Below are 25,434 nucleotides of genomic sequence, written 5' to 3' on the forward strand. Positions count from 1 at the left end.
TCTCCCAAAAAGGAGAAAAAGTTTAGAGGACGATCTGGGTCCCTACCCCATCGGAGGTAAAAATTTCGAGTAAAATGGCATGCTCGATCCGTCCGTCGATGATGTGGGCTTTATTCACCCCTCCATCAACCGCTTCCAGACAGGCATCCACTTTCGGGACCATCCCGCCGCTAATCGTCCCGTCCCCTTTGAGCGCTTCAACCTCTCCTTCGGTAAGGGTCGAAAAAAGCTCTTTCTCTTTGTTCAATACACCCGGAGTGTCGGTCATAAAAATCACCTTGCACGCCCCGATCGCCGCAGCGATCGCCGATGCGGCGAGGTCGGCATTGATGTTGTATCCCGGATGTCCGACAATCTCATCGGCTCCGATGGGGGCGATGACGGGGATAAACCCTTCGCGCAGAAGATTGTGGATCACATCGGCTTTAACGTCGGTGACCCGTCCGGTGAGGCCGAATTTTGCTTCATCTTTGGGCTTGGCTTTAAGAAAATGGGCATCTTTACCGCTGATTCCGATCGCTTTGGCTCCGTAGGAATTGAGCAGCGAAGTGATCTCTTTGTTGATCTCTCCGCTGAGGACCATCTCGACGATCCGCATGACATCGGGGGTACTCACCCGTTCTCCGTCGATAAATTCGGTCGGAATTTTCAAATCCCCCAGCAGCTGGCTGATCCGATTTCCACCGCCGTGAACGATCACGACTTTCACCCCTACCAGATGGAGCAAAACGATATCCTGTGCAAACTTTGCTTTCAGATCATCGGAACTTTGTGCCGAACCGCCGTATTTGATGACCACAATCTCGTCTCGGAACTCTTTGATAAACGGCATTGCGTCCATCAGAGTTTTCACGGTTTCAATCTTTTTTATCATGTACATAATCCTTTACGGTAGTAATCAATGCTTCATCCAACTCTAAACTCAGGTCCATGAGCGAGAGGTTGAGATTAAAAGATGCCATTTTAACGAAGTCTTTCTGAGTTACCAAGAGGCTCATTGCTCCGGTACGCTTAATTATCGATTCCAACTCATCCCGGGTAAAAAAATGGTGATCTTCAAAATAGATTTTCTCTTCCACTTTAGGCAAATACGGATCAAGCCTCTCCGGCCGCGCAATGGCCGTAACCAAAACCATTTTTCCCGTTTCATTTTGGATTGTGACCCGACGTCTAAACGATCTCTCTTCTTTTATCCGGATGACCTTTTTTCCGTTCCAAAGGATCTCCCGATACGCTCCGCTGGGAAGACAAAAACGGTTTGGGGTTGCCACATCGATCACAATGTCGAGTTTCTCTATCCCGTGTTTTCCATATCCGTCATCCAGAAAAACCATCTCACATCCCATCGCTTTGGCTTGAGCAATCGCGAGTTCCCGTTTTTCGCTCACGATGACGACAGCGTGTTCAAGACTCTTAGCATAGAGCATCGCTTCATCGCCGCTCATCTCGATATCACGGACGATATCGCCATCTTTGACCACCACCATCCCACGACTTTTGCGGCCGTACCCGCGCAGTACAATTGCCGGTTTTACAAAGTGTTTGGCCAACTCGATGACCAGCGGGGTTTTTCCGCTTCCGCCGACCGTCAAATTGCCGATACTCACAACCGGAATTCCAAAAAACATCGGGCTAGCAAGACGGTAACGGATCAGTGCGATCAGACAATAGAGCCAACTAACGGGGAGAAGGAGAAAGGAGAGGATTTTTTGGCTCAGCGAAGGGTGATACAAATACCCTTCACCCCACCGTACGAACAAGCGCTTCAAACGCGTGTAGATGCTACTTCCAAAATTGCGTCGCAAATCTCTTCAACCTCATCATCGCTCAACGCGGCATAGTTGGGGATAGAGAGAACCTGCTGATAGCTGCGCAGTGCAATCGGAAAATCATTCACCCGTAACGAATATTTGGCTTTGTAATAACTCAAAAGATGAAGCGGTATATAGTGTAATCCGGTTTGAATACCGCGCACAGCCAACTCACGTGCAAATGAATCGCGATTTTTATCCACTTTTATAATATAGAGCGAATAGGAGTGATCTTGATCAACAGCAGGAAGCTTAATATGCGGTGCCCCTTCCAAACGCTCATTGAACCGTTCGGCGATCGCTTGCTGGCGCTCAATATTATCATCTTGTTTTTCGAGTTGAATGAAAATGGTTGCCGCATCAAGCGGGCTGATTGTGTATTGGCTTCCGATATCGGTCACATCATAAATATAGCCTAACGATTCATCATCTACAGTCATCGCATGATGGCGCAGTAACCGCGCACGTTCGATAATCTCCTCATCATCGCTCACCATCATCCCGCCGTTGCAGACATTACGGCGAAGATGGGGGCTGAAATCGAAACAGGTGATATCGGCCCCCGTAGAACCGATTTTTTGACCTTTGTACGTTGCCCCTAAAGCATCGGACGCATCTTCAATAATCTTAACGTCATATTTTCGGGCAATTTCATAGAGGCGATCGAGATCGACACTTTGTCCCGCAATATGCGATACGATTACCCCTTTAAGTTTTTTCGACTTATTGACTGCCAGATAGGCTTCAAGTTTATCCAGATCAATATTAAACGATTCGGCATTGATATCGATAAAAATCGGCTCGGCATCAAAATGACGGACCACTTCCGGTATCGAAGGGAAAGCGTTAATCGAACAGAGCACTTTATCCCCCCGCTTAAGATCGATGGCCAACATGGCCAAATGAAGAGCAGCGGTACCGTGTGATGTTGCAAGGGCGTGAGACACACCGATATACGATTCAAATGCCGCTTCCAAATCGGCGATAATACCCGGAGCCTCTCCGTCAAAAACCTCATCGATTTTTTCTCTCTCGTCACCGCCTACTTCGACACGGTAAAATGGAATATTCATCTTATGCTCCTTTATTTATAGGGTAATATCTCTGGGATAATTAAAATCATGGTTCACGGTACGTGAGGTTAGTTTAGCAATAACCGGCATTTTCCGTTTAAATTGATTTTTATAAATGCGTGTCACTATCATATCAATCAAATCGCTGTTTTCACCCTCATTGACCATATCTTCGTGTGTATGTCGCTCTTCAACGTAACGTTTTAGCACACGGTCCAAATCGGCATACGGATAACCGATCTCCTCTTCATCGCTTTGTCCGGCCCATAAATCTGCCGAAGGGGGTTTTGCAATAATCGAATGGGGCACCTTTAAATACTCCGCAAGTTCAAACACTTCGGTTTTGTACAGATCGCCGATCGGATTGATCGCACTGGCCAAATCGCCGTAGAGCGTTCCATACCCAAGCATCAGTTCGCTTTTGTTGCTGGTCCCCAGTACCAAAGCCCCCTCACGCGCCGAGATATCGAACAGCGTCGCCATCCGAAGCCGCGCTGAGAGATTACCGACGCGAAGCGGCGTCATATCCGGATTTTCGTAAGCACGGAGCATCGGCTCGATCGTGTGCGTTTCACACCGTATCCCGAATGCATTGCACAATTCGTCCGCATCATCCAGACTGTTTTGCGATGAGTAGTGCGAGGGCATCTTGAGACACAGCAAATCTTCACCGAATGCACGACTCGCCAATACGGCAACCACCGCCGAATCAAGCCCCCCGCTCAAACCGACGACCACTTTGTTCAACCCCGTCTTGCGAACCTCCTGGCTCAAAAATTCGGTCAGATATCGGCTAATCAATTCGTATTTGCTCACCCTGTAACCTTATCACTTTTTTAACATTTTGCATTATAACTAACTTTTGTAACTCAGCGTTAACATTTGGTTGGGGAAATTTTTTCCAGCTCATCTGGATCAAATCCGGCCTGCCGTCTTGCTTCACAATTGATCGCAATTTTACGGGGAAAGCTTTGGGGATAATGGCGTTCGATAATCTCAAAATAGATCGACGGCTCTACGCCGGCACGTATGCACGCCTCCTGAAACCAGCGGTCCCCTTTTCGGACATGGTCCACCTCTTCTTCCAGAATAACGTGCAATGCCGCCACGATCTTTTGAATCATCGGATCCGCTCTGTGAGAGTCGAGTTTGCGTAAGATCTGGGGGGTCGCATCCAATCCGTTTGCTTCGAGATAGCGCGGCACGACCGCCATCCGCTCTACCAAATCCAAGGTTCGCATCGAAGCTTCAAACAACGCATCGTGAACAAGATATTCGCCGTAACGGCTCCCCAATTCACGCAATAACCCTTCGATCATCTCAAAATGGCGTACTTCATCGTCGGCCACTTCCAGCCAATCGTTTTCAAACGATTCCCCGCACTCACGAAAGCGATAAAGCGCATCCAATGCCAGATCGATCGCGCTGTATTCGATATGGGCAATCGCATGCAGCAACAGGGTTTGCCCCTTTGCCGTCCCCAGATTTGTCCGTCTTGGGACCTCCTTGGGATCAATAACCGTACAAAACGGACGATACGAGGGGGCCGTAAAAACGGTTATCTTCGCATCCGGGCGACGAACAATTCGACCCTCCCGGTACGTTCGGTAGAACGCCCTGAAGAGGGCAATTTTTTGATCCGGCGCCGAAGCGGTTAAAATGGTTTCAAGGGTTGAGTAGAGTTCCATAGTGCTATTATGATAGAATTTTGCTAAAAAAGAGTCAAAATGGAAATTCTAAAACGCCCGATGGGCGATTATCAAACCAATTGCTATATTGTAAAAATCGACGGTAAAGAGCTAATTATCGATCCGGGGATGGGGGCGACCGAGTGGGTAATGGCCAATGTTTCCCATCCGGTCGCCATCCTCAATACCCACGGCCATTTTGACCATGTCTGGAGCAATCAGGAGCTCAAAGAGAAGCTGAATATCCCCCTTTATACTCCGAAAGGGGATACTTTCTTACTCCAAAGCAGCACCTTTATGCCGGGGCTTCCCCCCTCGACTCCCGATATTGAAGTGGAAGGGGACGAGAGTTTTGAGATCGAAGGGATCGCCGTAAAATTTCACCATTTTCCGGGGCATTGCCCCGGATGTTCGATGATTGAGATCGACGATGCGATATTCAGCGGGGATTTTATCTTCCATAACTCTATCGGTCGGTGGGATTTTCCCTACTCCGACGGTGATGCGATGAAACAGAGTCTGCAGAAATTTTCCCGGATGCAATCGTCCAAAACCCTTTATCCGGGTCACGGCGGCCCGACCACCGTTCCCGCAGAGCAGCGCAATATCGACTATTGGATGCGGGCCATCTAAGCTCTATTCAATATTTTTCATTAAATCGAGCCGCAAAACATGCCGCTCGGTGACGACGGTTTTAAACTCCCCTTCAAATACTTTGATCTCATGAACGAACCCTTTGACCGTCACGTTGCGCTTGCGCCCGTCAGACTGCTGCTCTTTCGCCTCAAAAATGACGATATCCCCTACCCGTACCGGGGCCAGAAACATACAATTGCATGCCGCCAATACGACGTTGGGCTCATTCACTGCCGCCATTGCGGCAAAATCAGCCGCACTGAAAATGAACCCTCCGTGCACCAGCCCCACGTCATCGGCTTGCATCGTTTCGATCGTTTCTAACGCAACCCGCGCATACCCCCCCTCTAATCTTTCGATGTAACCGCTGTAAACCGTATTGATTTTTTCATGCGTGTTGAGAGAAACTTGCGTATGGGGAATCACATGCTGCGGTTCCTGTGTTACTTTTTTTGCCAAAATTACCCCTTCTTGATTCGTACATATCCCCGCTTCGGTGCGGGGTAACCTTCAACGGTTTTGCTATTATCGTCCGGATCCAGAAAATCTTCAAGACTGTACGATTCGATCCACTCCGTTTTACGTTGTTCGTCGGATGTCGTGATAACCGTCCCCAGCACTTCAAAAGATTTAAATCCGGCACGATAGCACCAATTTTCAAGGGCTTTAAGGGTCGGAACGAAATAGACGTTGGTGATTTTGGAATAACTCTCTTTTGGGGTAAGGGCATAGGGCTCATCCCCATCAATGATAAACGTATCAAGGTACACTTCCCCCCTCTCTTCAAGCCCCTGCCCTAATGTTTTCAACATAGCGATCGGATCGCTGCGGTGGTAAAGAACACCAAGACAAAAGATGACGTCAAATTTTTCTTCATAAAAGGGTAAATGTTCCACCCCCAGCAATTCGTACACGATATCGCTCTTCACGTAATGATTAATAAAATCAAACTGCGATTTAAAGAGTGCCGAAGGGTCAAAACCGACCACTTTTGCCGGATCATCTTCCAGAAAACGGAACATATAATAGCCGTTGTTGCATCCGATATCGGCCACTTTTTTACCGCGTAAATCAAAATGGGGACGGAGAAAATTGTATTTTTGATTGCTGCGCCATTCGGTATCAATAAAAAGGCCGAACAGATCAAACGGCCCCTTTCGCCATGGCATCATCATCCGAGCCGCTTTTTCAATGGCCTCCAAATCTACCGCATTTGCACTCGTCAGTTTCACGGTATCTGCAAGGGCAACCTCCGTATCGATAAGCGGCAGAGCATTTAACGCTTCACGAACCGGTGCGATATTTTTCCACGTCATCCATTTTTGCCGCTCCTCTCGAATCTCATTTAAATTCATTCTTTATTCCTCCAGCTTCTCTTTGTAATTGTCTTTGCTTATTTTAATTCACTGATGTTACGCACTTTCCGGGCGAAGCCCAGAAAGTGGCAGGGACAGATGTCCCCTGCACCCCCCTAAAGCTACCCGTATCTTTCGGATACGGGAGATTAACTCCCCTTGAAGTACCTGTTAAGGTAAAGTGCGTAAGGTCAGTTAATTCAGTTTCTCTTAGTTGCCTTCTTCTAAAAGCTTTTGCGCAATTATTCTTTATTATGGATAGCTCTTTTGATTTGTCCAAACTAAGCTTTAACCGCTCATAAAGCCCGCTGTCAAACTGCCGTTTCATTTCACGCAATGTCCAACTGTTCCCAACCGCTTCGATTTCGTAAAAATTCCGCTCATCGATGTTATCAATACGGGTCAAAAAGATATAGTGAGACCAGCTAAGTTTGAATTTGTGAGACACTGTCTCACTTTTTTGAAACGCAAGATAAAACCGCCGCATATTTTTGAGGTTATCTTCTGAAAATCCTTTTCCAAACTCTCTGACCAGCTCATCGGAGAGGTTCTTTAAAATAGCTTTCCCATAGGTTGCACGAGATTCACCGTGTTGTTCTTCTTCAACAATCCGTTTTCCTATCTGCCAGTAGGTTTGGGTCATCGTGGTATTGATCGTACTGTAAACATGCGTTCTGGCTTGATGAAGGAGTGTTTTGATCTCTTCGTAAAAGTGGTTTAGTTTGTCGATATTGCTCATTTATTTTCTCCTCTTCAATCGTTTGCCCATTTTAATTCAGCCAATTCTTGTTTTCGTTTTGTATTATTTCAAATGCTTTTTTTCATCAAAATTGACTATTTCTATCTCTTTTTTGAGTTTTATTTCATGGTCAAAATTATTGATTGACGATTATCACCCCATCCGATTTTTAAAAAAGTGACAAATCTTGTGCCGCACTGCTAAAGTAAGGATATTATAGCTAATCACTACAGATAACCCACAATTTTTAGCAATTTTTGGATAAAATCTCCCTATGCGAATCGAAAAAAAAGCCACCCTTATCTCCAGCAGTGTTGCGTTTATCCTCGTAACATTAAAACTGACCGTCGGCGTGATCAGCGGTTCCGTTGCCGTTTTGGCATCCGCAATCGATTCCTTGCTGGACCTTGTGGTTTCGGCCTTCAACTATTTTGCCCTTCACAATTCCGACAAAGAACCGGACGAAAAATTCAATTTCGGCCGTCGCAAACTCGAACCGCTTGCTGCCGTGATCGAAGGGACGATCATCACCCTTTCGGCACTGTTTATCCTCTATGAAGCGATCTCCAAAATGGTACAGGGGAGCCCGATCACCCATTTAAATGCTTCAGTAATGGTGATGATCGCTTCGATCGTGATCACGACAGGTTTGGTTTTATTTTTAAACTATGTTGCCGGCAAAACAGGAAATATGGTTATCAAAGCCGATGCATTGCACTATAAAACGGACCTCCTCAGCAACGGTGCCGTTTTGGCCTCATTGGCTTTCATTTCTCTCACCGATTACACCCTTATCGATCCGATTCTCGGAGTCGGTATCAGCGCTTATATGCTCTATTCCGCATTTCCTCTGATCAAAGAGGGGATTTTAATGCTTCTGGATGCCGCACTTGATCCGCAGAGTGTCCATAAAATAAACAAACTGCTCAACTCTTATCTGGATATCAGCGGCCATCATGATCTTAGAACGCGCCAATCGGGTTCGGACATCTATATCAGCGTCCATATCGTTTTTAGTATCTCGACCTCCCTTTACGATGCCCATCTTGTCGGAGACCGGATCGAACTCGCACTGCAGTCGCTTTTCCCGGACCAAACGGTCCATGCCCTGATTCACCTCGATCCGTATGATGATTCGAATATGGAAGATTTAGATTAATAATTGACCTTACGCAGCTTGTCTAAACAAGTGCGACAAGGTTTGTAATCTCCCGCATCCGGAAGATGCGGGTAGCTTTAGGGGGTTGTAGGGACCCTAGTCCCTGCCACTTTACGGGCTTTGCCCGAAAAGTGCGTAACATCAGTTAATAAAGGATTTATGTATGTACCGCTTCGCTCTCTTCTCCTTGTCTGTCACCTCATCGTTGCTTCTTGCCCAACCGTTCACGCAAGAAGAGGCTGTTCAACACGGTTCTGCCGTATCTGCCGCATTGGTTCAAAGACTCAGCACGGAGTTAAAAGGGCAAATGGAGCTTGGCGGACCGATGGCCGCACTCCGTTTTTGTTCGCTCTATGCCCTCTCCCTCACCGATCATGTCGCCAAAGATTCCAACGCCACCCTCAAACGGGTCAGTCTGCACAATCGCAATCCGGTCAATGCCCCGACAGCAGATGAGAAGAAACTCCTAGAGAAATGGGAAGCGATGCAGCATGCCAACCAACCGCTCCCCGGATATGAAACCAAACGTCTTGAAAACGGAGATTACCATTTTTACAAACCGATTCTTATCACAAATGAAGCGTGTTTAAAGTGTCACGGGGAGATAGCGGCCGGGTCTCCTCTTGCCAAGGCGATCAAAGCGATCTATCCCGACGACAAGGCAACCGGATACAAAATGGGCAATTTACGGGGGATGATTGTCGTTACCTTGCCGAATCGCCCCTAACGGGCATATTCGACCACACGGCTTTCACGAATAACATTCACTTTGATCTCGCCGGGAAACTGCACTTTTTGAGAAATCTCATCGGCAATCTCACGAGCGAGTAAAGCGGTTTCATCATCACTGACACTTTGTGCACTGACGATTACCCGCACTTCTCTCCCTGCATTGATCGCATACGCCTGCTTGACCCCGATCTTTTGGGTCGCAATCTCTTCGATCTCACTGACGCGGCGTAAAAAACTCTCCAATACTTCACGGCGGGCCCCCGGTCTGGCAGCGGATAACGTATCGGCCGCACATACCGCCGCGCATTCGATACTTTTGATCTCTTCATACCCGTGATGGGCATAAACCGCATTAATGACCACCGGATCTTCACTGTAACGTCGGCACAGTTCCGCCCCGATATCGACATGACTCCCGCCGCTCTCTTGCGTCAGTGTTTTGCCGATGTCGTGCAATAATCCGGCACGACGTGCCAATTTCGGGTCCCCTCCCATCTCAGCGGCCATAATTCCGGCCAGATGGGCCACTTCCAGAGTATGCGCCAACGCATTTTGGCCGTAGCTGGAACGGTATCGCAGCCGTCCGATCAATTTGACCAGCTCCGCATGTACCCCGGCAATTCCCAGTTCAAAAAGGACCTCTTCCCCTTCACGCTGTGTCGATTCTTCAAACTCATCGCATACCTTTTGGTATACCTCTTCAATCCGTGCCGGCTGGATACGTCCGTCTTCGATTAATAGTTCGATGGTTCTCGTCGCAATCGCACGACGATAAAGATTAAACGAACTGACGATAATCGCATTCGGAGTGTCATCAATAATGATATCCACTCCGGACACCATCTCAAGCGCTTTGATATTGCGCCCCTCTTTTCCGATAATCCGCCCTTTTAATTCATCATCATCCAAATGGATGACGCTAATGAGCCTTTCGGCCGCATATTCGCCGGCGAAGCGTGATGTTGCCTGCGCCAAGATATAATTGGCTTTTCGTCTCAGCTGCTCTTTGGTCTGCTCTTCCAAGAGACGAAATTCGCGGGCAAGCTCCAGACGTGCACTCTCCCGTAATTGTTCCAAAAGGATCATTTTTGCATCGTACGCCGATAAGCCGGCGCGCTGCTCGATGACCTCCATCATTTGTTCACTTTTTTGACGGTAATCGTCTTTTAATTTCTCCAAAGCACGTTCATTACGTTCTACATTGAGCCGTCTATTTTCAACCGCAGAACGCTCTGCAGCTATCCGCTCCTGCTCATTTTGCCGAAAACGATCATAATTGAGCTCATTTTGGTGTACTTTTGCTTCCCGATCAGCGAGATCCTTTTTAACTTGCGCATAAGCATCGTTATATTTTCTCTCCGCCTCTTTCTCGATTTCGCGAGAACGGACAGATGAACGTTCCAACATGACCTGAGCTTCATTCTCGATTGCTTTAGCTTTGGCCTTCGCCTGTTCCAGATACAGATCAAAATGGGCGGCGGTAATTTTTTTTGAAATTAAAAATCCGACTACTCCGCCGAGGGTGGCGATACTGCCCCCTACGAGTAGTTCGTTTAACATGAAAATCCTCTAAGCTTTGCACCCCGCGCGGCGTTATCAGCAGGTCGCCTTGCACGTCATAATCATCACACAAATTTTCTTTGGTTTGACACTCGCATGACTGAATAAATATTGTAAACGGTTTGGCTTTCAGAGTCGGAAAAAATCGATCATACATCCCTTTACCGAAACCGATTCGGCATAACGACCCGTCAACACCCACCACAGGGACAATGGCTATATCTATTAAATTTATCTTTTTACGTGAATCCCGAGGCTCATATATACCAAAAGCTTTACGTTCCAACGGGTATCTCAATGGTACCATTTTGAAACTGACGCCATCCATAAACGGTAAAAAAACTTCACTTCCCCCTCGACAACCGGCAATTGTTTTACGAATATCGGATTCGAATCCCATCGGCCAATATGCCAGAATCCTCTTTCCGCCGATTTGTTTTAATACGTGTTTCAAAAAGGCGTTTACCTTTGCATCGCGAGAGCGTTTTGAATGCGTATGAGAGTATTTAAGCCGTTTGAGACAATGGGCCCGAAAATCGCTTTTGGTCACTTTTTACCTTTGCTTCGTTATAATCTTCATTATTTTACTCTAAAAAGGTTTTGTATGCGTTTTTCAACCTTCATAATCCCTATCCTCTCTTTCACGCTTTTAATTCAGGGGTGCGGTAACGACTCCTCGGAAGAGACTATGGTGTCGACTGCCGAATATACGATCATGGATACGCAGGGCAAATCGTACAGCGTTGAAAAAAGAGGGGGTAATTTCACCCTTGATGCGGGAAAAGAGAAAGTGGTTTTATTTGATATCTTCGCGACATGGTGCCCACCCTGCCGGGCAGAAGTACAACATCTCGGCAACCTCCAAAAAAAATACGGCGACAAGCTGATTGTTATGGGGCTTACGATCGAAGAGGATAAAAGCAATGCCGAACTCGAAGCGTTTCGGAAAAAATACAAGGGCGGCGATTATCTTATCGCCAACAAAGCCGACAACCAAAAACTCTCCCGCGCCATTGCTTCAACGATCGGTGTAGGACAGCAATTCCCGATACCGCTAATGGTCCTCTATAAAAACGGTCAATACGTCACCCATTATTCGGGTGCGACTCTCGAAGAGATCATGGATCACGATATCGCTCAGGCACTGGAGAAATAGGTATGTTCGGATTTATCAAAAAAGGGCTTCGGAAAACGATTGAGGCCATTTCAGCTATCGTACCCGAAAAAAAACTCAAAATATCCAAAGATGAGCTGGAAAATATCCTCCTCGAAGCCGACGTTGAATACGATCTGGTCGAAATCATCCTTCGCGAACTCTACCAAAATGAGGTGAGCCGTGAACAGTTGCGTTCCAAACTCCTCGCTACGCTCAGTTTCGCCCAAAACACCCTCCCCGACAATCCCGACAAACCGACCGTCACCCTTATCATCGGCGTCAACGGAGCCGGTAAAACAACCACCATTGCCAAACTCGCCCAACGCTATCTCAACAGCGGTGAGCGGGTCATCCTCGGCGCGGCGGATACCTTCCGCGCTGCCGCTATCGAACAGCTCACCCGCTGGGCCGATAAACTGGATGTGCCGATCGTCTCCTCACGTCAGGGGCATGATCCCAGCGCCGTCGCCTTTGATACGATCGAATCGGCAAAGTCGAGAGGTTTTGAGCAGGTGATCATCGATACCGCCGGACGGCTCCATACCCAGACCAATCTCGGAAACGAGCTCAAAAAAATCGTCCGTATCTGTGACAAAGCCCACAGCGGAGCTCCGCACCGCAAAATCCTGATCCTCGATGGGACACAGGGAAGCTCCGCCATCGCGCAAGCCAAAGCATTCAACGAAATGATCGGCATCGACGGGATCATCATCACCAAACTCGACGGCACGGCGAAGGGGGGATCGGTATTCTCGATCGCTTATGCCCTCTCTTTACCCATCCTCTATATCGGCGTCGGTGAACAGCCGGAGCATTTGATACCGTTTGACAAATACGAGTTTGTGGACGGGATTTTGGATGCTATTTTTGGGGAAGAAAAGAGAAACTAACCCCATCTATTGACATTTTTATGTAATTACTTTATGATTACATAAACACTCATTGAGGAGTACCTTATGACTATGCTCATCAAAATCGGCAACTCACAAGGGGTTCGTATCCCCAAAGCAATCATCAAACAGGCTCATCTAGAAAATTCTCCTCTCGAATTTGAGGTCACCGCACAGGGGCTTCTCCTCAAACCCGTCCAAAAAAAACCGCGCGAGGGGTGGGAGGAACAGATTAAAAAAGCCCTTCTCGAATCTCCCGAAGAAGAGGAAATTTTTCTCGGGGATGATCTCGACTTCAAGGGATGGGAGTGGTGATTAAACGGTTTGATATTTGGCTTGTATCCCTTGATCCTACTTTAGGCAGTGAAATACAGAAAACACGTCCCTGCGTTATTATCTCCCCCAATGAAATGAATCTTTTGCGCACCGTTATCGTTGCACCTTTAACCAGCAAAGGATTTGATTTTCCTATGCGTGTTAAAATCAATTTTGATAACAAAGAGGGGCTGATTTTACTGGATCAAATTCGGAGTGTTGATAAACAACGTCTTGTCAAAAAAGTTGGAACAATTGAGTCAAAGATTGCTGAAGACATTTGCCTCAAACTTCAAGAAATATTTGAATACGAAAGATAAATCATGGCCAAGAAAAAAAACGTCCTCTTCGAATGTCAGCACTGCGGATTTACTACTCCAAAATGGATGGGTAAATGTACCAATTGCGGCGGGTGGGACAGTTTTGTCGAGTTGAATGAACAACAGCAGGATATTATCAAGCTCACCTCCTCGTCCTCCCCATCAGCAGGGGCAAAAGCCAAAGAGATCACCCAAATCGTCGAAGAGCATACCGAACGCTACACCAGCGACGACGCTGAACTCGACATGGTTCTCGGCGGGGGAGTGGTCCCCGGTTCATTGGTCCTCATCGGCGGAAGCCCGGGGGTGGGGAAATCGACGTTACTCCTCAAAATCGGTTCCAATCTGGCCAAACAAAATCGCAACGTCCTCTATGTCTCCGGCGAAGAGAGCGAAGGGCAGATCAAGCTGCGGGCCAACCGCTTGGGAGCCAATGTCGATAACCTCTACCTGTTGGCAGAAATCCGTCTCGAACAAGTCCTCTCCGAACTGCATGAGCGCTCTTATGAGTGTATCATTATCGACTCGATCCAGACGCTCTATTCTGAGACTATCGCCTCCGCTCCCGGCTCCGTAACACAGGTACGGCAGATCACTTTTGATCTGATGCGCATCGCCAAAGAGCGTCGTATCGCGATCTTTATCATCGGCCACATCACCAAAGAGGGTTCCATCGCAGGGCCGCGCGTACTCGAACACATGGTCGACGTCGTCTTGTATTTCGAAGGGGACAGCGCCCAAGAGCTGCGAATTCTACGCGGATTTAAAAACCGTTTCGGCCCCACCAGCGAGATCGGGGTTTTCGAGATGCGTTCAGAGGGGCTGGTATCGGCCAAAGACCTCTCTTCACGCTTTTTCAACCGCACCAAATCGCAAAGCGGTTCGGCCCTCACCGTCATCATGGAGGGGTCACGTCCCATCGTCCTCGAAGTGCAGGCACTCGTCAGCGATACCCATGCCCCTAACCCGAAACGGCAAGCGACCGGATTTGAGAACAACCGCCTCAACATGCTCCTCGCCCTCTTGGAGCGCAAACTGGAGATTCCCCTCAACAGCTACGACGTCTTTATTAATATCACCGGCGGTATCAAAATCACCGAAACCTCTGCCGATCTGGCGATCCTCGCCGCTATCATCAGCAGTTTTCGCAATCGCGCGATCTCCAAAGAGACGGTATTTATCGGAGAAGTCTCCCTTGTCGGCGATATACGGGAGGTATTCCAGCTCGATCAACGGCTCAAAGAGGCCGCATCGCAGCAAATCACCAAAGCGTTGATTCCGAAAAAACCGCTCGAAAAAACCACGATGAAGTGTTATGAAATCGATGAAGTGAGTAAACTTTTGGAGTGGTTTTAACCAAATAATGGCTATAATTGACCACTTTTTTTGACAGAGGAAATCCGTATGCCAACTTGCTCCATTTTTGCAGACCACAAATCCGAAGAGCGTTATTGCAAGCTCTCATTAGTTTACTCAACCGAAGATGAGAGACAAATGATTGAAACGGCCATTGAAACAAGCACCCCGCTCTGTTCGATCGAGCCCAATATCTACGGTGGAGACGTTACCAACGGGAAAAAAATGATTACGATTGAATATCACGATGATTGTGACCGCGAAGGGGGAAAAGTATTCGATCAGATTATCTCTCAGCTAGGGATACAAGAGTGTCACTAAGTCAAGACAATTCCACACAGGCCGCGCAACGGCTGAAGAAATTTGCAAACGGGAATGAAACGTTCCAAAAAAGCTACTTTAAAAAGCATGAAGCACAGCTTTTAAGTTTGGTAAAGGACGGGCAACATCCTCGGGCATTGTTCATCGGGTGTTCCGATTCGCGTGTCATTCCCGATTTAATCGTCCAATCCAATCCGGGAGACCTTTTCGTCATCCGCAATGTCGGCAATTTCGTTGCCCCCTACAAACCGGACGAAGACTTTCACTCGACCGCTGCGGGGATCGAATATGCGGTAGGGGTGTTAAAAGTTTCGGAAATTATCATTTGCGGACATTCCCACTGCGGTGCTATTGCGGCGCTGTATGAGTCCTCCTGCGATTCTTCCATGGTTCATACCTACAAATGGCTTACCCTTGGAGAGAAAGCCAAATCGATGGCGTTGGTCGCTTTGGGTGAAACGACCTCACACGAAGAGCTTCTCCGTGCTACTGAGCACCTCTCCATCGTTACCCAGATCGAAAATCTCCTCACCTACCCCTATGTTAAAAAGCTGGTTGACGAAGAGAAACTCTTTATTCACGGCTGGTATTACGATATCGGAACCGGTGGGATTGAATATTACGATCCCGATTCCTACCAATTCCGCCCGTTAAGTGATTTGATCAAATAAGCGATTTATCTGTTTTAAATCCCCATCGATCAAATCACCAATCCAGGTACAAAAAGAGGGAGGAGAGGAAATAGTTGGCGACAAAAATAGCCACAGCAGAATAGACGACCGCATAAATCGTCGACTCCCCTACTCCGCGCGCTCCCCCCGCCGTGTGATAACCGATATAACTCCCGATAGAACTGACGATAAATCCAAAAACCGCCGCTTTGATCACTCCGGTTAGAATGTCATTGAACTCACCCAAGCGCGAAAGTGTCTCCTGATAGGCATTGGGATTAATCCCCAACACATGCGTCGAGATCAAATAAGCAGCACTGATGGCAATAAAATCGAACCAGATAACCAGCAGCGGCAACGATATAACGGTTGCTACGATTCGGGGGGTAATCAGATACTCTTTTGAATTAACCCCTAAAATATCGATCGCATCAATCTGTTCACTGACCCTCATCGTTCCGAGTTCCGCCGCCATGGCACTGATAGAACGTGAAATCAGCATCAGAGAGGCAAAAACCGGGCCAAGCTCTTTCGTAATGGATAAAAAAATGGTATACCCGATGAAATTATCCACACCAAATTGATGCAGTCCGCTGTAAAGCTGAATCGCTTCTACCATCCCGGTAAAAAGAGCCGTTAACGTCACAACTCCCATACACCCGAAACCGATCACTTCAATTTGGGTCAGGAGAATTTTCGGACGTTTCAAAACATGCGGATACAATTTAAAAAGGGTAAGTTGGAATAAGATAAACGTGCCGAATTTCTCAACGCTGTCATAAAGGTTAAGAAATGGGCGACCGACAAAACTCAATAATCTCTCAACCATATACCCATCCTTATTTTAATCCTCTAAGTTTACCAAAACAAACCAAATTTCAAAGGTTTCAAGATACAATAAAGAATTAATTTCGGAAGAAGGAGCCATGGATGGCTGAAAAAGAGAAAGAACACGACGATAAATCCGCTGAATCGGGTGAAAAGAAAAAATCGGGGAATATGCTCCTTATTATAATTATTATCGTTTTAGTATTACTTCTGGTGATCGGCGGAATTGTCGCCATGCTGATGTTGGGCAATCATGACGCGGAGCCGGCTGCAGAGAACGGAACCAAAAAAGAGGCCTCTGCCCACCCTGAGCAAGAGGCACCGGCCAAAGAAGAGCATAGCAGCGAAGGGGGACACGCTTCAGTGGGAGGGACTGAGGTCGGGTTAATGTTTCCGCTGGAATCGTTTACCGTCAATCTCCTCTCCGAAAGCGGACGACGTTATCTCAAAGTTGAGATGAATTTAGAGATCGAGGGGGAAGAACTCAGCCCTGAGCTGGAAGAGAAAAAACCGATCTTCCGGGATATTATTATTCGCCTATTGTCGTCCAAATCCCTTGAAGAGATCTCAACCGTCAAAGGAAAAGAAAAAATCAAAGATGAGATCGTTAGCGAAATCAATACCCGGCTCAAAGACGGTAAGGTTCTTAACGTCTACTTTACCGATTTTGTCGTTCAATAATTCTCAATGATCGGAATCGACCTCATTAAAATTGATCGGATGAAGTCCTTTATGGAGCGTTTCGGCGATCGGGGGCTCCAACGGTTTCTATCCGGTGAAGAGATTGTTTTTATCAAAAATCCACGCAATGCCGCAGGTTTTTGGGCAGCAAAAGAGGCGTGTGCCAAAGCCCTTGGATGCGGCATCGGTGCGGAATGCGGTTTTCATGACATCCTCCTCTCCAAAACACCCAAAGGTGCTCCGATGATTACCCTGAGTCCGCGTCTTCAAAAAACGTTTACCATTGCTGAGAGTTCCCTCTCCATTACCCATGACGGGGAATACGCAATCGCCGTGGTTGTCTTAAAGTAATGATTTTTTTTCAGTTAAGGTGGGTTTGATGGGACTACGAGGTAAAATTATCGGTGCAATGGCTGCACTTGGCCTTATTGCCAGCCTTCTGTATGCCTTATACGCCTACACGGCCCAGAAATCGCTTTACGCTCAATTGATGGATCAAAAAGTGAAACTGGCCGCACAGGCCGCACAACTTTATTGCGGAAACGGTCTGGTAGATCGTTTCGACTCTAACCATCCGATGGATCCGCAAGAGCATCTGGGTATGATTCGTACCCTCAGTACGCTTGCCTGGGATAACGATGTCGAGTATCTCTATTTGATGGTCCAAGAGGAGGGGAAGATTTATACCTTTCTCAGCAGTGCGACACGCGATGAACTCAAAGCCGCAGAGCAGGACCCTTTCTATACCGAATATGAGGGGAGTGATGCTATTAAAAAAGGATTTAAAGAGAATAATGAATTTTACGAAGACACGATCGACAGTTACGGCCATTTTCGCTCTTATCTCAAAAGCTACACATCCCGTAATGGAAAAATCTATTTGATCGGTGCAGATATCAAACTGGATAATATTCAAGCCAATCTGAACCGTATTCTTTTGCAAACCCTCGGTATCATGCTCCTTGTCACCCTTTTAGCGACCCTTTTTGCCGGACTTGTTTCCAAAGCGATGGTCCGTAATGTTACCCTCATTACGAATCACACTGCCGGCCTTGCCTCCAACAAAGATTTAAATCAGCAGCAGTATATTAACAGCAACGATGAAATCGGTACCATGTCCTCTTCACTAAATCACCTAATAGAAACCGTCAAACAGACTCTCAATGAGGCAAAAGAGGTCTCTCTTCGTAATGAGACACTCTCTACGGAGCTAAAAAACGATGCAGCCGATATTAGCCGACAAAGTGAAACCTCTCGAAGTGCTGTTGCCAAAAACCGGCAGTCCATTGAGACGATCGACACCCGATTGGACCTCATATCCAAAGAGTCGCTTCGTGCCATGGATATGCTTGGACAAGTTGATCAACGCCTTGAGCATACCCAAGGGATCATTCATGCCGTAGCCCGGGAAGCCAGAAATGCAGCGGAACAAAGTGCCGATATGGCCCAGAATCTTCAACGGCTGGAGAGTGAAGCCAATCAAATTCGCGGTATCCTCTCCATCATCGGCGATATTGCCGATCAGACCAATCTTCTTGCACTCAACGCCGCTATCGAAGCGGCCAGAGCAGGTGAGCATGGACGGGGATTTGCGGTGGTTGCCGATGAAGTGAGAAAACTAGCCGTAAATACCCAAAAAAGCCTTGTTGAGATTAATGCAACCGTAAATATCATTATCAATTCCGTAGCCGATATAGCAAGCGGTATCGAGAAAAGTTCCCGGAGTATTATCCATCTGGCACAGGCAAGCGATGAATCCGAAGCGGTTGTTCTGGATGGCAATCAAGCAATGCGCCGCGTGGTATCGGCAATGAAAGAGGCGCAACAAGGATATATCGAGATTGCAGACGTTACCCGCCATGCCGCTACCCAAATGGGACGTATTGAAAACGACAGTATCGCGAACGTCACCAGAATACGTCACATGGAAGAGGTTATTGCCGAGGTAAGCACCCTTGCCGCACGGCTTCAAGAGAAACTAAATGTTTTCAAGACATAAACCGAAACAATTTCACATTAACCAGAGGAACCAAAAAAGCATGGAATACAATGAATTAATCACCCTCCAAAAATATGCGGCAGTTAACCGTCTTCCCATCCACACCGTTATCAAAAAAACGATGAGCGGCGAGTTTGCGACCGTAGAAAAAGAGGAAAACGGAAAAAAGAAAACCTATATTGTCCTTCAAACCTCGGATTCGCACCAAAAGGGTGAAACCTCTTCAATGGAGAAGGATACGGATCAGGAAGTGGAGATCGACTACAAAAAAGAGTACGAAGCACTCCATACACAATATCTGATCCTCAAGACCAAATATGAAAAACTGCTACAAACGCAATCCGCCGACTAAACTCACCCTCCGCCGACAAAATCGAGTAATTCGATCACATCGTCTTTCTTGAGGATCGCTTTGTCCCACTGTTCTTGTTTGACAATCTCCATGTTGAGGGCTGCTGCCATCACCTTGGATTCAAGCCCCAGAGTGTGGATTAGAGTGTGGAGGGTTGATCCCTCTTCCATATCGCGTGATTCACCGTTTACTTTAACCTGCATAATTTTTCCTACATATAGAGTTTAATCATTGAAGCGACCAGCGTATTTTTTTTCGCAACAGCGAAATCGTATGGGGTTGCTCCGTCGTTATTTTTGAGATGAGGGTCAGCTTTTGCCTTAAGCAAAAAATCGGCTACCGCCTCGTTGCCGCTGAACGCCGCCTGATGCAGCGGAGTGATTCCGTCGTTATTCGCCAGATTCACATCGGCACCGCGAAGAATCACAAAAGTGACAAGCTCAATATTTTTTTTCTTGACCGCTAAAATCAGCGGAGTATTCCCCTGATAATCCTGCGCATCGATCAAGGCACCGTAATCCAGAAGCAGCTGCGCACTTTCGATGTCCCCCATCTTGATTGCTACGTGCAATGCGGTAAGCCCCGCTTCATTTTGTTCATCCGCATTGTTACGATTTTTCAGATGATTTTGGACTTTCTCACGATTGCCTTCAAACACCCCTTCGTGCAACACCCCCGCAAAAGCGACACTAAAGGATAAACACAATAACGCCCATCGTCTCATCCTCTACCCTTTTACAAAACGGATCATTTTAAACCGTTCCCCCATCAGCGAGGGGGTGATCAAAATCTTCACTTTTTCCAACTCTTGAGCATAGATTGCTTCGGGGGCCTTCTCTTTAAGCATTGAGAGCAAATCCAAAATCCCCATATTTACCAGCGCCGCCAGCTGTGTCGCATACGCTTCACAGCGTACCCCTTCGGATGCAAAAGCATCCTTCACATGCGAAAAATTAACATCATAGGTGATATCACTCTTACCGAAAGCTTCCGAGAGTTTCAGTGCCTCGTCAAAAAGGGGATAGACCTGATGCTCCTGATAAACGCGAATCGAAAAATCGCTCCGAGCTTCCAATTCTCCGTAATCGAAACTCATAAACTCGAATCGCTTGGCCGAATCCGCCATCTCGCGGGCAAACGATTCGTATCCTACCGCGATTTCTCCCCGATCTTTTTTATATTTTCGGGCATGTTCGAGTGCTTCAGGAGAGTCTAGGTCAAAAACAACTTTATCCCCCTCCACACGACCGATTTTACCTTGATACAACAGATCGCACCCGAATGCATCGAAAATCTCATTGGCAATAAAAAAAGCCGATTCCGATTCAATCTCCTTTAAATCAGAATAGTGCTCCAAGACTACCGCATTGCCGAACGATTCGTCAAAATAGTCTCTTTGGTGCTTTTGCAGGGTACTAAAACGCTCTACGATTCCGAAACGGAGTGTCTGCAGCAACTGCGGACGAAGAGTATGGATAAATTCGATAATATCGGCCAAAAGATAACCGTGATGGGCACCGATTTCGCAAATAAGCGAATCGGATCTCAAAAATCCTTCATCGATTCGCTTAATAATATGTTTGGCTATCGTCCCGCCAAAAAATTTCGAGGTACTGACGGCGGTATAAAAATCCCCTTTTTTACCGATCGGACGGTAGGCGGCATAATAGCCACTCTCTCCGTAGAGCCACTGATTCATATACTCACTAAAATGCACTACTTCCCTTTATAATCTTTTCATCGCATTCTCTAAACGTGAAAACCCTTGATTGATTTCATCTTTCGTAATGGTAAGGGGAGGGAGAAAACGCAAAGTATTACGCCCTGCTTTGAGGACCAATACACCCGCTTCACGCCCTGCATTGATAATCTTAGCGAGAGTATCCGCATCCACGACACGCAATCCCCGCATCATACCGAACCCGACATGTTCCAAAAACACCGCCGGATGTTTTGCGGCAAAGGTATTGAGCGCCTCTTCGAAATAGATTAGGATATGATCGAGTTCTCCGCTTTGTTTGAGTTCATCGAGGATATTCAGTACCTCGTTCGCCGCTGCGGTCGAAAGGTAATTTCCTCCGAACGTCGAACCGTGGTCGCCGGGTGCAAAAATATTTTTCTTACTTGTCATGACGACACCGATCGGAACCCCCCCGCCAAGCCCTTTGGCCAGGGTAATCACATCCGGTTCAATACCATAAAGATTGGATGCCAGAAACTCTCCGGTCCGATATATCCCGGTTTGCACTTCATCCACCATCAACAAAATATCGCGTGATTTAAGCATCGCGGCCAAAGCCTGTACTTTAGCACGATCCAACGGTTGGACTCCCCCCTCCCCTTGAACCAATTCAATCATGACCGCTACGGTATGATCATCGATCAGCGACTCAATTTCGTCAATGTTTTTAGCATACACGAATCCATCAGGAAAAGGGCCGAAATAGTTATGCATCGACTCCTGCCCCGTTGCCTTGAGGGCGGTGATGGTGCGCCCATGAAACGAGTGCTCCAGCGTTATGATTTTATACCGTTTCGGGGTACCGTCCACCTCTCCGTATTTGCGGGCAATTTTAATCGCCCCTTCGTTCGCTTCGGCACCGCTGTTACCGAAAAAACATTTCATATCGTATCCGCTCATTTCTACAATTTTTTTCGCACATTCACCCTGTGGCTCAATGTAATATAAATTCGAAACATGAATCACTTTAGAGACCTGGTCGCAAATTGCTTTGGTTAGACGCTCATTACCGTGCCCTACGCTGCACACTGCAATACCGGCGGCAAAATCGATATATTCATTCCCTTCGCTGTCCATCAATATCGCATTCTTACCTTCGGTAAAACTCACATTCTGGCGTCCATACGTCGGCAAAACATAGTTGTCAAAATTTTTATTTAGCATTTTTCTACCTTTATTTTAGTTTCTTGATACACCGCACTCATCCCCTCATCACTGAGCTGACTCGGGGTCAGATGGTTGACGCCTACCGTACCTGAATAGATGAGGAGACAATCTCTTCGAAGTCGCTCATCGTATTTAACCTCCATTACAACCGAACCGTTCGGTGATTGGAGCACTACCCTCTCCCCCTGCGAAAACCCGCAATCGGGATGAAAATAGACCCCGCTCGGACGTCGAAACTGCGAATTGAGCGATCCCGAAAATTTTGCCGTTATGAGAAAGAACCCTTCACTCTGATCCATACTCAAATCAATTTCGTCCATAAATTCAAACTCACCCGAATCGGTTGCAAACCCTTTTTCATAAGGGACGGCAGGACGACTTCGACGGTACCCTACCCCTTCAACCGTCTCTATCTGTGACGCTAAAAGGGCCAGCGCTTCCTCTTCCGAGGGGATCATCAATCCGAAATGATTCGATAAAAAAGCGGCCAAATCGTACTCCGAGATACCGATCTCGCTCTGATGTATCTGACGCATCGGTTGCATGGTATAATCGCCGTAGGAGCTGCGTACATCGCTCTTTTCATCAAAACTTTTTGCGGGGATAACCAAATCGGCGCTCCTTGCCGTCTCATTATCGTGAAGTCCGAAATAGACCCTGTATCCGGCTTGAGCAAACTCTCTTTCCACTTTCGAAGAATCGGGCATCTGTGCGAGGGGATTCCCCCCCTGAATGAATACGCATCCGTATCGTGAAAAATCTACGGCGGGTTTTGCAACACGTTTTGAGATACTCCGAAACGGCAGTTCAATCCCCTTTAACGAATCTCCCAGATAACTGACACCCGATCCCCTTTTGCCAAAAAGCCCCAAAAGCGCTCCGAAGGCATCAATCGAACGGAGGACATCGGCACCGTTGCGGTATTTTTGAACCCCTGCTCCGACTAGAATCGCCGTTCTTTTCCCTCGAACAATCTCTAAAACCGCACCGATATCCCCTAAGGAGAGATCTATCATATCAAGAGTCGCTTTAATCCGCACCGTTTGCGTCAATTCGTAAAAGTCATTATAGCCGGTCCCAAACTCCTCTAAAAAATCAACGTCATGCATCCCTTCAATCATAGCAAAACGGCTCAACAGCAATGCCAAATGGACGTCACAATGGGGCTTGATCTGAAGATGCAAATCCGCTTGCTGTGCCAGTGCCGTTTTGATCGGGTCAATAACAATGATTTTTTTTCCGCTCAATATCGGCACTAGATGCGAATGGGTTACATGCAGGTTGCGTCCCCATACGACAATCACTTCCGCTTCGGTAAGCATCGATGGCGAAAGGACCCAATTTTCTCCGCGACCGAGCAATACCCCAGCTTCACCCGCCCCGTCACATAAAGAGCCTTTAGTGCCGGTAGCGTCCATAGCGGCAAAAAAATGTTCAACGGAACGCTGCATTAAACCGATATTGCCGCTTCCCCGATAGTAAAGGGTTTCGGGTGATTTTTGAAGAAAATCCGCCAACATCCCCAATGCCTCATCCATCGAAATTTCACCCCCTCTAAAACTCGGAGTGAGAAGACGTTGCGTCTTTGAGTAATGGTTCAGGTGCGGGCACAGATATCCGTTTGTAACCGGATGATTTTTGTCGCCTCGAAAACGGCCTGACGTCTCAACGACAATACGGCAAGCATCATAACAATCCAACGGACAGGCTGTAATCTGGTTCATCCATGAGCTTCTTTATTTGCATTTATTCGTAAAACACCATTTCCCGGAGATATATATTTTAATTCTCCGAAGAATTTAACTATATTTTACACTTCCCACCCTTTATATTTTAGTAAAAAAAACCACTGATTAGGATATGATTAAAGAATACAAATATATTGAGGTCATTATGTCGCTTTTGGAAAATGTTGATGCTGCTACCAATCTGGCAAAAAACAATGAAGTACAGCTTTTAGTCTTTAAAATTGATGCGTCGGAGGGTTCCCCCTATTATGCTATCAACGTTTTTAAAACCCGTGAAGTTGTCGAGGCGAAGCGCCATCACCTTACCCTTATCCCGGGAACGCACCCCCTTTTGGAGGGGAGTATTGTTTTGCGTGAAGTCCAAATTCCGATCCTAAATCTTCCAAAATGGCTCGGTGTAGAGCTTGATCCGGTAAAGAAAAAAACCTCAAATCTTTTAATCTGCGATTTCAACGGAGTTATTATCGGGATTCGGATCATGTACGCCTATCGCGTCATTAAGAAAAACTGGAGCGAAATGCACGCACCCGACTCCTATAGTCTGGGCGACGAGGGGCTTGTGATCAACGATACCCGTCTTGATGACGGAAGTTTATGCCTCGTCCTTGATTATGAAAAACTTCTTTCCGAAGTGATCCCTCAGGCAATGGTCAATGTGGATAAAGCGCTTGAAGGGATTAAAAACCTCCCCATGCCCGAAAAACTGAAAAACGGTACCGTTTTGATTGCCGAAGACTCAAAAACAGCGCAGCGCCATCTCCGCAATATTTTCGACCGTGCCCATTTAAGCTACCAGATTTTCAATAACGGCAAGGATTTGATCGAGTTTGTCACCCGTCATCCCGACCCTGCATCCATTCCCGCTGTTATTACCGATATCGAAATGCCTGAGATGTCGGGATTTACCGTTATACAGCGTCTCAAAGCCAATCCCCTTACCAAAGCGATCCCCATTATCGTCAACAGTTCAATGACCGGAGAAAATAACAAACGCGAAGCGGCAGGACTCGGAGCTGACGGCTTTATCGATAAAACCAAGAGTGAAAATATTTTGCCGTTGATTATCATGAAAATGGAAGCGGCAAAGCAGAAATTACTCTCCTGATCTTACGCACTTTTAAAGAAAAGTCCCTAAT

The 25,434-nt window shown here is 47.0% G+C and carries 31 protein-coding genes; 15 read left to right on the forward strand and 16 right to left on the reverse strand.

The features are described from left to right. Positions 1–22: 22 nt before the first annotated feature. The 5 genes from argB to M0P91_RS08500 are packed head-to-tail and all read right to left on the reverse strand — an operon-like array spanning position 23 to position 4,572. Complete coding sequence (gene argB, locus M0P91_RS08480) at positions 23–874, reverse strand: acetylglutamate kinase (RefSeq protein ID WP_295066338.1); 852 nt, start codon at positions 872–874, stop codon at positions 23–25. Continuing rightward, positions 858–1,769 carry a tetraacyldisaccharide 4'-kinase gene (locus M0P91_RS08485; protein ID WP_295066339.1) on the reverse strand — a complete coding sequence of 304 codons (912 nt, stop codon included), beginning with the start codon at positions 1,767–1,769 and terminating at the stop codon, positions 858–860. The genes argB and M0P91_RS08485 overlap by 17 nt, the downstream gene beginning before the upstream one ends. Continuing rightward, positions 1,766–2,884, reverse strand: coding sequence for a DegT/DnrJ/EryC1/StrS aminotransferase family protein (locus M0P91_RS08490; RefSeq protein WP_295066340.1), 1,119 nt, complete (start codon positions 2,882–2,884; stop codon positions 1,766–1,768). Before M0P91_RS08490 ends, M0P91_RS08485 begins: the two co-directional genes overlap by 4 nt. Positions 2,885–2,899: 15 nt before the next feature. Then, positions 2,900–3,700, reverse strand: coding sequence for an NAD+ synthase (locus M0P91_RS08495; protein WP_295066341.1), 801 nt, complete (start codon positions 3,698–3,700; stop codon positions 2,900–2,902). A gap of 59 nt (positions 3,701–3,759) precedes the next feature. Continuing rightward, entirely contained in the window at positions 3,760–4,572 is an 813-nt protein-coding gene (locus tag M0P91_RS08500; protein ID WP_295066342.1) for a ferritin-like domain-containing protein, read from the reverse strand. Between the two features lie 39 nt (positions 4,573–4,611). Here M0P91_RS08500 and M0P91_RS08505 point away from each other — a divergent pair, with 39 nt between their 5' ends. After that, positions 4,612–5,205, forward strand: a complete 594-nt coding sequence (locus M0P91_RS08505) for an MBL fold metallo-hydrolase (protein ID WP_295066343.1) — start codon at positions 4,612–4,614, stop codon at positions 5,203–5,205. 3 nt (positions 5,206–5,208) lie between these two features. Here the strand turns inward: M0P91_RS08505 and M0P91_RS08510 are convergent, their stop codons facing one another. The 3 genes from M0P91_RS08510 to M0P91_RS08520 are packed head-to-tail and all read right to left on the reverse strand — an operon-like array spanning position 5,209 to position 7,302. Then, positions 5,209–5,667 carry a hotdog domain-containing protein gene (locus tag M0P91_RS08510; RefSeq protein WP_295066344.1) on the reverse strand — a complete coding sequence of 153 codons (459 nt, stop codon included), beginning with the start codon at positions 5,665–5,667 and terminating at the stop codon, positions 5,209–5,211. 2 nt (positions 5,668–5,669) lie between these two features. Then, complete coding sequence (gene cmoB / locus M0P91_RS08515; RefSeq protein ID WP_295066345.1) at positions 5,670–6,563, reverse strand: tRNA 5-methoxyuridine(34)/uridine 5-oxyacetic acid(34) synthase CmoB; 894 nt, start codon at positions 6,561–6,563, stop codon at positions 5,670–5,672. 43 nt (positions 6,564–6,606) lie between these two features. Continuing rightward, the gene (locus tag M0P91_RS08520) at positions 6,607–7,302 is read right to left on the reverse strand and encodes a DUF1016 N-terminal domain-containing protein (RefSeq protein WP_295066346.1); all 696 of its coding nucleotides are present in this window, start codon (positions 7,300–7,302) and stop codon (positions 6,607–6,609) included. Positions 7,303–7,576: 274 nt separating this feature from the next. Here M0P91_RS08520 and M0P91_RS08525 point away from each other — a divergent pair, with 274 nt between their 5' ends. Both M0P91_RS08525 and M0P91_RS08530 read left to right on the forward strand, forming a co-directional pair. Beyond that, the gene (locus M0P91_RS08525; protein WP_295066347.1) at positions 7,577–8,461 is read left to right on the forward strand and encodes a cation diffusion facilitator family transporter; all 885 of its coding nucleotides are present in this window, start codon (positions 7,577–7,579) and stop codon (positions 8,459–8,461) included. Between the two features lie 163 nt (positions 8,462–8,624). Beyond that, a complete protein-coding gene (locus tag M0P91_RS08530; protein ID WP_295066348.1) occupies positions 8,625–9,188 on the forward strand; it encodes a DUF3365 domain-containing protein in 564 nt (187 codons plus the stop codon). Here the strand turns inward: M0P91_RS08530 and rny are convergent. Together rny and M0P91_RS08540 are read right to left on the reverse strand one after the other, a co-directional pair. Next, the gene (rny, locus tag M0P91_RS08535) at positions 9,185–10,753 is read right to left on the reverse strand and encodes a ribonuclease Y (protein WP_295066349.1); all 1,569 of its coding nucleotides are present in this window, start codon (positions 10,751–10,753) and stop codon (positions 9,185–9,187) included. The genes M0P91_RS08530 and rny overlap by 4 nt on opposite strands. Further along, positions 10,659–11,303 carry a 5-formyltetrahydrofolate cyclo-ligase gene (locus M0P91_RS08540; protein ID WP_295066350.1) on the reverse strand — a complete coding sequence of 215 codons (645 nt, stop codon included), beginning with the start codon at positions 11,301–11,303 and terminating at the stop codon, positions 10,659–10,661. The genes rny and M0P91_RS08540 overlap by 95 nt, the downstream gene beginning before the upstream one ends. A 54-nt stretch (positions 11,304–11,357) precedes the next feature. Between M0P91_RS08540 and M0P91_RS08545 the strand changes: the two genes are divergently transcribed. From M0P91_RS08545 to M0P91_RS08575, 7 genes are all read left to right on the forward strand, one after another. Further along, positions 11,358–11,909 (forward strand): TlpA disulfide reductase family protein, encoded by a 552-nt coding sequence (locus M0P91_RS08545; protein ID WP_295066351.1) that lies wholly within the window; start codon positions 11,358–11,360, stop codon positions 11,907–11,909. Positions 11,910–11,911: 2 nt separating this feature from the next. Further along, positions 11,912–12,799, forward strand: coding sequence for a signal recognition particle-docking protein FtsY (gene ftsY, locus M0P91_RS08550; protein WP_295066352.1), 888 nt, complete (start codon positions 11,912–11,914; stop codon positions 12,797–12,799). A gap of 66 nt (positions 12,800–12,865) precedes the next feature. Further along, entirely contained in the window at positions 12,866–13,114 is a 249-nt protein-coding gene (locus M0P91_RS08555) for an AbrB/MazE/SpoVT family DNA-binding domain-containing protein (protein WP_295066353.1), read from the forward strand. Next, complete coding sequence (locus tag M0P91_RS08560; RefSeq protein WP_295066354.1) at positions 13,102–13,434, forward strand: type II toxin-antitoxin system PemK/MazF family toxin; 333 nt, start codon at positions 13,102–13,104, stop codon at positions 13,432–13,434. Before M0P91_RS08555 ends, M0P91_RS08560 begins: the two co-directional genes overlap by 13 nt. Positions 13,435–13,437: 3 nt before the next feature. Continuing rightward, positions 13,438–14,790: a DNA repair protein RadA gene (gene radA / locus M0P91_RS08565; protein ID WP_295066355.1), complete on the forward strand. Its 1,353-nt coding sequence runs from the start codon at positions 13,438–13,440 to the stop codon at positions 14,788–14,790. Positions 14,791–14,838: 48 nt separating this feature from the next. Continuing rightward, complete coding sequence (locus tag M0P91_RS08570) at positions 14,839–15,111, forward strand: hypothetical protein (protein WP_295066356.1); 273 nt, start codon at positions 14,839–14,841, stop codon at positions 15,109–15,111. Then, the gene (locus tag M0P91_RS08575) at positions 15,102–15,782 is read left to right on the forward strand and encodes a carbonic anhydrase (RefSeq protein ID WP_295066357.1); all 681 of its coding nucleotides are present in this window, start codon (positions 15,102–15,104) and stop codon (positions 15,780–15,782) included. Before M0P91_RS08570 ends, M0P91_RS08575 begins: the two co-directional genes overlap by 10 nt. 34 nt (positions 15,783–15,816) lie before the next feature. Here M0P91_RS08575 and M0P91_RS08580 read toward each other — a convergent pair whose 3' ends face one another. After that, positions 15,817–16,611: an ABC transporter permease gene (locus M0P91_RS08580; RefSeq protein WP_295066358.1), complete on the reverse strand. Its 795-nt coding sequence runs from the start codon at positions 16,609–16,611 to the stop codon at positions 15,817–15,819. A 101-nt stretch (positions 16,612–16,712) separates the two neighbouring features. Here M0P91_RS08580 and fliL point away from each other — a divergent pair, with 101 nt between their 5' ends. From fliL to M0P91_RS08600, 4 genes are read left to right on the forward strand one after another with little or no spacing between them, the layout of a single operon-like run. After that, the gene (fliL, locus tag M0P91_RS08585; RefSeq protein ID WP_295066359.1) at positions 16,713–17,291 is read left to right on the forward strand and encodes a flagellar basal body-associated protein FliL; all 579 of its coding nucleotides are present in this window, start codon (positions 16,713–16,715) and stop codon (positions 17,289–17,291) included. Between the two features lie 6 nt (positions 17,292–17,297). Continuing rightward, entirely contained in the window at positions 17,298–17,642 is a 345-nt protein-coding gene (gene acpS / locus M0P91_RS08590; protein WP_295066360.1) for a holo-ACP synthase, read from the forward strand. 28 nt (positions 17,643–17,670) lie between these two features. Beyond that, positions 17,671–19,290: a methyl-accepting chemotaxis protein gene (locus M0P91_RS08595; RefSeq protein WP_295066361.1), complete on the forward strand. Its 1,620-nt coding sequence runs from the start codon at positions 17,671–17,673 to the stop codon at positions 19,288–19,290. 40 nt (positions 19,291–19,330) lie between these two features. Next, entirely contained in the window at positions 19,331–19,642 is a 312-nt protein-coding gene (locus M0P91_RS08600; protein WP_295066362.1) for a hypothetical protein, read from the forward strand. 2 nt (positions 19,643–19,644) lie between these two features. On the opposite strand, the gene thiS is transcribed toward M0P91_RS08600, so the two are convergent. Genes thiS through M0P91_RS08625 form a run of 5 tightly spaced genes read right to left on the reverse strand, consistent with a single transcriptional unit; the run spans position 19,645 to position 24,274 of the window. Continuing rightward, positions 19,645–19,845, reverse strand: coding sequence for a sulfur carrier protein ThiS (gene thiS, locus M0P91_RS08605; protein ID WP_295066363.1), 201 nt, complete (start codon positions 19,843–19,845; stop codon positions 19,645–19,647). Positions 19,846–19,853: 8 nt separating this feature from the next. Next, on the reverse strand, positions 19,854–20,366 hold the full coding sequence (locus M0P91_RS08610; RefSeq protein ID WP_295066364.1) for an ankyrin repeat domain-containing protein: 513 nt from the start codon (positions 20,364–20,366) through the stop codon (positions 19,854–19,856). A gap of 3 nt (positions 20,367–20,369) precedes the next feature. Then, complete coding sequence (locus M0P91_RS08615) at positions 20,370–21,341, reverse strand: SAM-dependent methyltransferase (RefSeq protein ID WP_295066365.1); 972 nt, start codon at positions 21,339–21,341, stop codon at positions 20,370–20,372. 27 nt (positions 21,342–21,368) lie between these two features. Next, positions 21,369–22,547, reverse strand: a complete 1,179-nt coding sequence (locus tag M0P91_RS08620) for an aspartate aminotransferase family protein (RefSeq protein WP_295066366.1) — start codon at positions 22,545–22,547, stop codon at positions 21,369–21,371. Then, entirely contained in the window at positions 22,541–24,274 is a 1,734-nt protein-coding gene (locus tag M0P91_RS08625; RefSeq protein WP_295066367.1) for a molybdopterin-dependent oxidoreductase, read from the reverse strand. The genes M0P91_RS08620 and M0P91_RS08625 overlap by 7 nt, the downstream gene beginning before the upstream one ends. A 136-nt stretch (positions 24,275–24,410) precedes the next feature. On the opposite strand from M0P91_RS08625, the gene M0P91_RS08630 reads away from it, so the two are divergent. Continuing rightward, on the forward strand, positions 24,411–25,403 hold the full coding sequence (locus tag M0P91_RS08630; protein ID WP_295066368.1) for a chemotaxis protein: 993 nt from the start codon (positions 24,411–24,413) through the stop codon (positions 25,401–25,403). Positions 25,404–25,434 lie beyond the last annotated feature (31 nt).

It is taken from the genome of Sulfuricurvum sp. (genome assembly GCF_023229695.1).
Classification (GTDB): domain Bacteria; phylum Campylobacterota; class Campylobacteria; order Campylobacterales; family Sulfurimonadaceae; genus Sulfuricurvum.

Excerpts from the sequence above, each read along its gene's own strand:
- argB (WP_295066338.1), bottom strand. The coding sequence starts at position 874 with ATGATAAAAAAGATTGAAACCGTGAAAACTCTGATGGACGCAATGCCG.
- M0P91_RS08490 (WP_295066340.1), bottom strand. The coding sequence starts at position 2,884 with ATGAATATTCCATTTTACCGTGTCGAAGTAGGCGGTGACGAGAGAGAA.
- M0P91_RS08500 (WP_295066342.1), bottom strand. The coding sequence starts at position 4,572 with ATGGAACTCTACTCAACCCTTGAAACCATTTTAACCGCTTCGGCGCCG.
- M0P91_RS08505 (WP_295066343.1), top strand. The coding sequence starts at position 4,612 with ATGGAAATTCTAAAACGCCCGATGGGCGATTATCAAACCAATTGCTAT.
- cmoB (WP_295066345.1), bottom strand. The coding sequence starts at position 6,563 with ATGAATTTAAATGAGATTCGAGAGGAGCGGCAAAAATGGATGACGTGG.
- M0P91_RS08520 (WP_295066346.1), bottom strand. The coding sequence starts at position 7,302 with ATGAGCAATATCGACAAACTAAACCACTTTTACGAAGAGATCAAAACA.
- M0P91_RS08525 (WP_295066347.1), top strand. The coding sequence starts at position 7,577 with ATGCGAATCGAAAAAAAAGCCACCCTTATCTCCAGCAGTGTTGCGTTT.
- M0P91_RS08530 (WP_295066348.1), top strand. The coding sequence starts at position 8,625 with ATGTACCGCTTCGCTCTCTTCTCCTTGTCTGTCACCTCATCGTTGCTT.
- rny (WP_295066349.1), bottom strand. The coding sequence starts at position 10,753 with ATGTTAAACGAACTACTCGTAGGGGGCAGTATCGCCACCCTCGGCGGA.
- M0P91_RS08545 (WP_295066351.1), top strand. The coding sequence starts at position 11,358 with ATGCGTTTTTCAACCTTCATAATCCCTATCCTCTCTTTCACGCTTTTA.
- ftsY (WP_295066352.1), top strand. The coding sequence starts at position 11,912 with ATGTTCGGATTTATCAAAAAAGGGCTTCGGAAAACGATTGAGGCCATT.
- M0P91_RS08555 (WP_295066353.1), top strand. The coding sequence starts at position 12,866 with ATGACTATGCTCATCAAAATCGGCAACTCACAAGGGGTTCGTATCCCC.
- M0P91_RS08560 (WP_295066354.1), top strand. The coding sequence starts at position 13,102 with ATGGGAGTGGTGATTAAACGGTTTGATATTTGGCTTGTATCCCTTGAT.
- radA (WP_295066355.1), top strand. The coding sequence starts at position 13,438 with ATGGCCAAGAAAAAAAACGTCCTCTTCGAATGTCAGCACTGCGGATTT.
- M0P91_RS08570 (WP_295066356.1), top strand. The coding sequence starts at position 14,839 with ATGCCAACTTGCTCCATTTTTGCAGACCACAAATCCGAAGAGCGTTAT.
- M0P91_RS08580 (WP_295066358.1), bottom strand. The coding sequence starts at position 16,611 with ATGGTTGAGAGATTATTGAGTTTTGTCGGTCGCCCATTTCTTAACCTT.
- fliL (WP_295066359.1), top strand. The coding sequence starts at position 16,713 with ATGGCTGAAAAAGAGAAAGAACACGACGATAAATCCGCTGAATCGGGT.
- acpS (WP_295066360.1), top strand. The coding sequence starts at position 17,298 with ATGATCGGAATCGACCTCATTAAAATTGATCGGATGAAGTCCTTTATG.
- M0P91_RS08595 (WP_295066361.1), top strand. The coding sequence starts at position 17,671 with ATGGGACTACGAGGTAAAATTATCGGTGCAATGGCTGCACTTGGCCTT.
- M0P91_RS08600 (WP_295066362.1), top strand. The coding sequence starts at position 19,331 with ATGGAATACAATGAATTAATCACCCTCCAAAAATATGCGGCAGTTAAC.
- thiS (WP_295066363.1), bottom strand. The coding sequence starts at position 19,845 with ATGCAGGTTAAAGTAAACGGTGAATCACGCGATATGGAAGAGGGATCA.
- M0P91_RS08610 (WP_295066364.1), bottom strand. The coding sequence starts at position 20,366 with ATGAGACGATGGGCGTTATTGTGTTTATCCTTTAGTGTCGCTTTTGCG.
- M0P91_RS08615 (WP_295066365.1), bottom strand. The coding sequence starts at position 21,341 with ATGAATCAGTGGCTCTACGGAGAGAGTGGCTATTATGCCGCCTACCGT.
- M0P91_RS08620 (WP_295066366.1), bottom strand. The coding sequence starts at position 22,547 with ATGCTAAATAAAAATTTTGACAACTATGTTTTGCCGACGTATGGACGC.
- M0P91_RS08625 (WP_295066367.1), bottom strand. The coding sequence starts at position 24,274 with ATGAACCAGATTACAGCCTGTCCGTTGGATTGTTATGATGCTTGCCGT.
- M0P91_RS08630 (WP_295066368.1), top strand. The coding sequence starts at position 24,411 with ATGATTAAAGAATACAAATATATTGAGGTCATTATGTCGCTTTTGGAA.